The 6346-nt window shown below is 70.6% G+C and carries 8 protein-coding genes; 7 read left to right on the forward strand and 1 reads right to left on the reverse strand.

Going from position 1 to position 6346, the window contains the following annotated elements; all coding sequences use genetic code 11:
• Nucleotides 1-217 precede the first annotated feature (217 nt).
• The 6 genes from tsf to PROKR_RS25635 all read left to right on the forward strand — a co-directional run bounded on the left by tsf (nt 218) and on the right by PROKR_RS25635 (nt 5356).
• Complete coding sequence (tsf, locus tag PROKR_RS25610) at nt 218-1057, forward strand: translation elongation factor Ts (RefSeq protein WP_020016850.1); 840 nt, start codon at nt 218-220, stop codon at nt 1055-1057.
• 283 nt (nt 1058-1340) lie between these two features.
• Nucleotides 1341-2096, forward strand: a complete 756-nt coding sequence (pyrH, locus tag PROKR_RS25615) for a UMP kinase (protein ID WP_020016849.1) — start codon at nt 1341-1343, stop codon at nt 2094-2096.
• Between the two features lie 107 nt (nt 2097-2203).
• Nucleotides 2204-2761 (forward strand): ribosome recycling factor, encoded by a 558-nt coding sequence (gene frr, locus PROKR_RS25620; RefSeq protein WP_036969373.1) that lies wholly within the window; start codon nt 2204-2206, stop codon nt 2759-2761.
• Nucleotides 2762-2811: 50 nt separating this feature from the next.
• Nucleotides 2812-3648 (forward strand): phosphatidate cytidylyltransferase, encoded by an 837-nt coding sequence (locus PROKR_RS25625; RefSeq protein ID WP_036969343.1) that lies wholly within the window; start codon nt 2812-2814, stop codon nt 3646-3648.
• Nucleotides 3648-4808, forward strand: a complete 1161-nt coding sequence (rlmN, locus tag PROKR_RS25630) for a dual-specificity RNA methyltransferase RlmN (RefSeq protein WP_084800681.1) — start codon at nt 3648-3650, stop codon at nt 4806-4808. The genes PROKR_RS25625 and rlmN overlap by 1 nt, the downstream gene beginning before the upstream one ends.
• A 5-nt stretch (nt 4809-4813) precedes the next feature.
• Nucleotides 4814-5356, forward strand: coding sequence for a DivIVA domain-containing protein (locus PROKR_RS25635; RefSeq protein ID WP_036969347.1), 543 nt, complete (start codon nt 4814-4816; stop codon nt 5354-5356).
• A 112-nt stretch (nt 5357-5468) separates the two neighbouring features.
• Here PROKR_RS25635 and PROKR_RS25640 read toward each other — a convergent pair whose 3' ends face one another.
• Nucleotides 5469-5864, reverse strand: coding sequence for a MerR family transcriptional regulator (locus tag PROKR_RS25640; protein WP_036969350.1), 396 nt, complete (start codon nt 5862-5864; stop codon nt 5469-5471).
• Nucleotides 5865-5900: 36 nt separating this feature from the next.
• On the opposite strand from PROKR_RS25640, the gene PROKR_RS36220 reads away from it, so the two are divergent.
• Nucleotides 5901-6346: MFS transporter (locus PROKR_RS36220; RefSeq protein ID WP_245605968.1), on the forward strand; the 446-nt coding region annotated here is incomplete at its 3' end.

Consider the following 6346-nt stretch of genomic DNA (forward strand, 5'->3'; position numbering starts at 1 on the left):
GCCGAGGCTGCCGCCGCCGCCACCCCGGCCTCCCCGGCCGAGGTCGTGGAGGCCGCCGAGGCCGCCGAGGCTGCTCCGGCTGCTGCTCCCGAGGCCGAGACCGAGAAGTGATGCGCTGCGTCGGCCGGGTGCGCATCACGCGGACCCGGCCGGCGCGCCGTCCCTGACGGTCGTACGACCTCCCAAGAACAACACGACTGCACGGAGGACCAGAACAATGGCGAACTACACCGCCGCTGACATCAAGGCGCTGCGTGAGCGGACCGGCGCCGGCATGCTCGACGTCAAGAAGGCCCTGGACGCGGCCGACGGCGACGCCGACAAGGCCATCGAGATCATCCGGACCAAGGGCCTGGCCCGCGCCGCCAAGCGCGAGGGCAACGCCACGTCCGAGGGTCTCGTCGCCGTCAAGGTCGAGGACACCGCGGCCGGCCAGGTCGCCACCATGATCGAGCTGAACGCCGAGACCGACTTCGTCGTCAAGAACGAGAAGTTCATCTCGCTGGCCGAGGCCGTCCTGGAGGCCACCGCTGCCGCCGGTGCCGCCGACGAGGTCGCGGCGTCCGCCGCTCCCGCCGGTGAGGGCACGGTCGCCGAGCTCATCGCCGCTCAGGGCGCCACGCTGGGCGAGAAGCTCGTCCTGCGCCGCGTCGCGCGCGTCGAGGGCCCGAAGGTCACGACCTACCTGCACAAGACGGCCAAGGACCTGCCGCCGTCCATCGGTGTCCTCGTGGTCACCGACGAGGCGGGCGCGGCCGTCGCCAAGGACATCGCGCAGCACGTCGCCGCGATGGCCCCGAAGTACCTCACGCGCGAGGACGTCCCGGCGGACGTCGTCGAGAAGGAGCGCGAGATCGCTCTGGAGACCTCGAAGAACGAGGGCAAGCCGGAGGCGGCGCTGCCCAAGATCGTCGAGGGTCGCCTGAACGGCTTCTTCAAGGAGGTCGTCCTGATCGACCAGCCGCTGGCGAAGGACCCGAAGACCACGGTCGGCAAGCACGTCGCCTCCGTGAACGGCTCCCTCACCGCGTTCGTGCGGTTCCGCGTCGGTTCCTGACGCAGCTCGTTCGGCCCGGTCCGCGCTTCGGCGCGGGCCGGGCCGACGCGTACGCGGCCGGTTCCGACGGAGCCGGACCGCACACCGCGCTCCGTCCGGAGCGCGGTGGGGCTTCGATACTTTCGGTGTGCCGTAGAGCCGGGCGGGCTCCAGGTCGCACCAGGGGTCTCGAGGCCGGTCCGGAGGCCCCTGCCTGGCGCAGAGGTGCGTCGCCCGCGAGTCGGGCGCAGTATTCCGGGAAGGGCCGGTGTCCCGGCATCGACGATCGAAGGGTGACGGATCAGTGAGTGACGAGGCGACGCAGAACTTCGCGGTGGACGTGGAGGGCAAGCCGGCCCGGCGCGTGCTCCTGAAGCTGTCGGGCGAGGCGTTCGGCGGCGGCAGCGTGGGGCTGGACGCCGACGTGGTCCGGCGCATGGCGAAGGAGATCGGCGTGGCCGTCCGGGACGGTATCCAGGTCGCGATCGTCGTCGGCGGCGGGAACTTCTTCCGTGGCGCCGAGCTGAGCGTGGCCGGCATGGACCGGGCCCGCGCGGACTACATGGGCATGCTCGGCACGGTCATGAATTGCCTCGCCCTGCAGGACTTCCTGGAGCAGGCCGGCGTGACGACGCGCGTGCAGACCGCCATCACGATGGGCCAGGTCGCCGAGCCGTACATCCCGCTGCGGGCGATCCGGCACCTGGAGAAGGGCCGCGTGGTGATCTTCGGCGCGGGTGCGGGCATGCCGTACTTCTCGACCGACACCGTCGCGGTGCAGCGTGCCCTGGAGACCGGCTGCGAGCAGGTCGTCATGGGCAAGAACGGGGTCGACGGCGTCTACGACTCCGACCCGCGGCGCAACCCTGACGCGAAGAAGCTCGACCACCTGACCTACACCGACGCCCTCGTGAACCGGCTCGGCGTCATGGACGACACGGCGCTGGCCATGTGCCGCGACAACGACGTCCAGATGCGGGTCTTCGGCATGGAGGGCGAGGGCAACGTCACGCGCGCACTGGCCGGCGAGCCGATCGGCACGCTGATCACGACGCGCTGAACCGCGGGACCCGGGCCCGCCCGGGAACTCGCGATCCTTTCGGTAGCCGGGCAAAGTGTCCGTAGAGTGGCCCCGGCACCACCCGTAGACCAACGACAGGAGCAGTGGTGATCGACGAGACCCTCCTCGAAGCCGAGGAAAAGATGGAGAAGGCGATCGAGGTCGCCAAGGAGGACTTCGCGGGCATCCGCACGGGCCGTGCGAACGCCGGGATGTTCAGCAAGATCACCGTCGACTACTACGGCGCGCCCACGCCGCTGCAGCAGCTGGCGTCCTTCAACATCCCGGACGCGCGGACCGTGCTGGTCGCTCCCTTCGACAAGGGCTCCGTGCCCGCCGTCGAGAAGGCGCTGCGCGACTCCGACCTGGGTGTGAACCCGGCGACCGACGGCAACGCCATCCGCATCGTGCTGCCCTCCCTCACGGAGGAGCGTCGTCGCGACTACGTGAAGCTCGCCAAGCAGAAGGCCGAGGACTCGCGTGTCTCGGTGCGCAACATCCGCCGCAAGGCCAAGGAGACGCTGGACCGCATCGTCAAGGACGGCGAGGCCGGCGAGGACGAGGTCGTGCGCGCGGAGAAGGAGCTGGACAAGCTGACCAAGAGCCACGTCGAGATGATCGACCAGCTGCTCTCCAGCAAGGAGAGCGAGCTGCTCGAGGTCTGATGCCCGCACCGCCTCGAGACAGAACAGAGCGAGACAACGCGCACACCGCAGTGAGCCCAGAACCCGTACCCGGCGCGAAGGCCTCGCGCGCGGGCCGCAACCTGCCCGCGGCGATCCTCGTGGGCGTCGGCCTGCTCGGCGTCGTCGGTGCGTCCCTCTACTGGCGACCCGAGCCGTTCGTCCTGTTCGTGGTGGTCCTGTTGTGGGCGGGGCTCTGGGAGCTGCGGCAGGCGTTCGCGCGCCGTGACCTGCGGCTGCCCATGGTCCCGCTCTTCGTGGGCACCGCGGGCATGGTGGTCTCCGCGTACCGGGGCGGTCCGGAGGCGCTGTTCGTGGCCTTCGTGCTGACCGTCGCCGCGACCGTGGTGTGGCGGGCGCTGGACGGCTCCGGCCTGAGCGCCGTGCGCGACTCGGCGGCGGGGATCTTCGCCGCGTCCTACCTGCCCTTCCTGGCCGGGTTCGTGGTGCTCATGCTCGCGCAGCCCGACGGCGAGATCCGCGTCGCGCTGTTCATCCTCCTGGCGGTCGCCAACGACACCGGCGGCTACATCGCCGGCGTCATGCTGGGCCGGCACCCGCTGGCGCCGACCGTGAGCCCCAAGAAGTCGTGGGAGGGCCTGGCCGGCTCGATCGTGCTGGCCACGGCGGTGGGCGTGGTCGGGGCGGTGTACGGCCTGGGCGAGAGCCCGGTCCTCGGAGTCGCGCTCGGCGTCATGACCGCCGTCACTGCCACGGTCGGCGATCTCGCCGAGTCGCTCCTCAAGCGTGACCTAGAATTGAAGGACATGGGCTCATTGCTCCCGGGGCACGGGGGCGTGCTGGACCGCCTCGACTCGCTGGTCATCACAGCGCCCTTCGTCTATCTCGTGCTCTCGGTGGTTGCCTGATGAAAACTCCCCTTGCCCAGCCGACCGTCCGTCCTTCGGACGAGACCCCGGCCATCCCGCTGCAGATGGCGCCGAAGCGCCGCGGCAAGCCGCCGAGGCACTTCGCCGACCTGACGCCCGAGGAGCGGGTCGCGTCGGTGGTCGAGGCGGGGGAGCCGGCCTTCCGGGCCAAGCAGCTCGCCACGCACTACTTCACGCACTACACCAGCGACGCGGCGCAGATGACGGACCTGCCGGCGAAGTCCCGCGAGGCACTGGCGGCGACGATGTTCCCGCAGCTCATCCGCCCCACGCGCAAGCTGGAGGCCGACGGCGGAACCACCGTCAAGACGCTGTGGCACCTGTTCGACGACGCCAAGGTCGAGTCGGTGCTCATGCGCTACCCGAACCGCACCACGCTGTGCGTCTCCAGCCAGGCCGGCTGCGGCATGGCGTGCCCGTTCTGCGCCACGGGCCAGCTCGGCCTGACCCGCAACCTGTCCACGGCGGAGATCCTGGAGCAGGTCCGCGCGGCCTTCCGCTCGCTGGCCGACGGCGAGATCCCCGGCGGCGTCACCCGGCTGAACAACCTGGTTTTCATGGGCATGGGCGAGCCGCTGGCCAACTACAAGGCCGTGATCGAGACGGTGCGCACGCTGGTGGCGCCGCAGCCCGAGGGCCTCGGCATGTCGGCGCGCAACATCACGGTCTCCACCGTGGGCCTGGTCCCGGCCATGCAGAAGCTCACCAAGGAGGGCATCCCGGTGACGCTCGCCCTGTCGCTGCACGCGCCGGACGACGACCTGCGCTCCGAGCTGGTGCCGATCAACACCCGCTGGAGCGTTGACGAGACGCTGGACGCCGCGCGGAACTACTTCGAGGTCACCGGGCGTCGCGTCTCCATCGAGTACGCCCTGATCAAGGACATGAACGACCACGCCTGGCGGGCCGACCTGCTGGGCGAGAAGCTCAACTCCCGCGGCCGCGGCTGGGTGCACGTCAACCCCATCCCGCTCAACCCGACGCCCGGCTCCATCTGGACCGCGAGCGACCGGGATGTCGAGGACGAGTTTGTGGCACGATTGCGCGGTCACGGGATCCCGACCACTATCCGTGACACCCGCGGGAGCGACATCGACGGGGCCTGCGGGCAGCTGGCGGCTGAGGAGGACGACGAGTGAGTGGGATGTTCAACAGCGTGCCCGCGATGCGCACCGGGTACGACAAGGACGAGGTCGACGAGTTCTTCGAGCACGCCCGGCAGGCGTACGAGGGCCGTACCGCGGATCGGCTGACGAGTGCCGACATCCAGGCCTCGACCTTCGACCTGACCCGCGGCGGGTACAACACCCACGAGGTAGACGCGGCGCTCGACCGCCTGGAGGCGGCGTTCATCGCGCGGCAGCGCGCGGAGTACGCCGCGGCGCACGGTCAGCAGGCCTGGATGAACGCGCTCGCCGAGCGCGCCCGTTCCCTGTACGGGCGTCTGGGCCGGCCCGACGGCGAGAAGTTCGCTCCTGCCGACCGCGGCTCACAGGGTTACGACAAGGACGACGTCGACGACCTGTGCGACCGGCTGATCGGCTACTTCGACCGTCAGGAGCCGCTGACGGCCGGGGACATCCGGTCGGCGACCTTCGGCCGGGCCCGCGGCCCGGAGGCCTACGACGAGGCCTCCGTCGACGCGTTCCTCAGCCGTGCGGTGGAGGTCCTGCTCGGGGTGGAGTAACCCCCTGCCGAGATAGAACCGTGGCGAGACAGAACTGGGGCCGGAGCACTGATCAGTGCTCCGGCCCCAGCTCTGTCTCGCCACGGTTCCACCTCGGCACGGCGGCGGGCCGTCAGACGAGGGCCGCCGACTCCCGTTCCTCGCGCAGCAGCACCTCGTGCTGGGTCGCCGTCAGGAACTTCCGGATCGAGTCCCGGCTGCGGGTCAGGCAGTCGATGCGCGCCTGGACGCCCACCAGCTCGGAGGCGAGCTGCTCGGCGACCTCGCGCGGGCAGGTCGGGTCCTCGCGGTTCGCGGCGTCCTCGGCGTCGATCAGGATCTTGACCAGCCGGGTCGGGATGCCCGCCTGGACCAGGCCGGCAACGCGGGAGACCCGCTCCACGTGCTCCTCCGTGTACGTCCGGTAGCCGTTGGCCGCCCGGTCCGCCTCGAGCAGGTCCTGCTGCTCGTAGTACCTGATCAGCCGGGTCGTGACACCTGTCCGCGTGGCGAGCTCACCGATCTTCATGACGTACCTCCGGGCAGGGCCTTGACATTGACACCAGTGTCAAACTTTAGCGTGGTGGACATGGACATGACAGGCCCCGCCCCAACCGCCCCGACCAGCATCGATACTGTTCCGGCCATCCCGGCCGGCCCCGAGCCCGGCACCTTGCCGTGGCCCTCCCTGCTCGTGCTCGGCGCCGGGACGCTGTTCATGGTCACTGCCGAGATGCTGCCCACGGCGGTGCTCCAGCAGATGAGCACCGGCCTCGGCGTCGCGGAGTCGAGCACCGGCCTGCTCGTCTCCGTGTGGGCGGCCGTCGTGGTGGTGCTGAGCTTCCCGCTCGTGCGGCTCACCCGCCGCCTGGACCGCCGCGCCGTGATCGCCGGGGGGCTGGCCGTCCTCGCGCTGTCCTCGGCGTTCACCGCCCTGGCCCCGACCTTCCAGGTGGCGGTCGGCGCGCGGGTGCTCGGCGCGGCCGCCGTCGGCCTGCTGTGGGCCACGAC

Source organism: Promicromonospora kroppenstedtii DSM 19349, from assembly GCF_000515355.1.
In the GTDB taxonomy this organism is placed as follows: Bacteria; Actinomycetota; Actinomycetes; order Actinomycetales; family Cellulomonadaceae; genus Promicromonospora; species Promicromonospora kroppenstedtii.

What these genes read in the sequence shown, in the direction of transcription:
- PROKR_RS25640 (WP_036969350.1), bottom strand. Translation starts at nt 5,864, where the DNA reads ATGAAGATCGGTGAGCTCGCCACGCGGACAGGTGTCACGACCCGGCTG.
- PROKR_RS25635 (WP_036969347.1), top strand. Translation starts at nt 4,814, where the DNA reads ATGTTCAACAGCGTGCCCGCGATGCGCACCGGGTACGACAAGGACGAG.
- tsf (WP_020016850.1), top strand. Translation starts at nt 218, where the DNA reads ATGGCGAACTACACCGCCGCTGACATCAAGGCGCTGCGTGAGCGGACC.
- rlmN (WP_084800681.1), top strand. Translation starts at nt 3,648, where the DNA reads ATGAAAACTCCCCTTGCCCAGCCGACCGTCCGTCCTTCGGACGAGACC.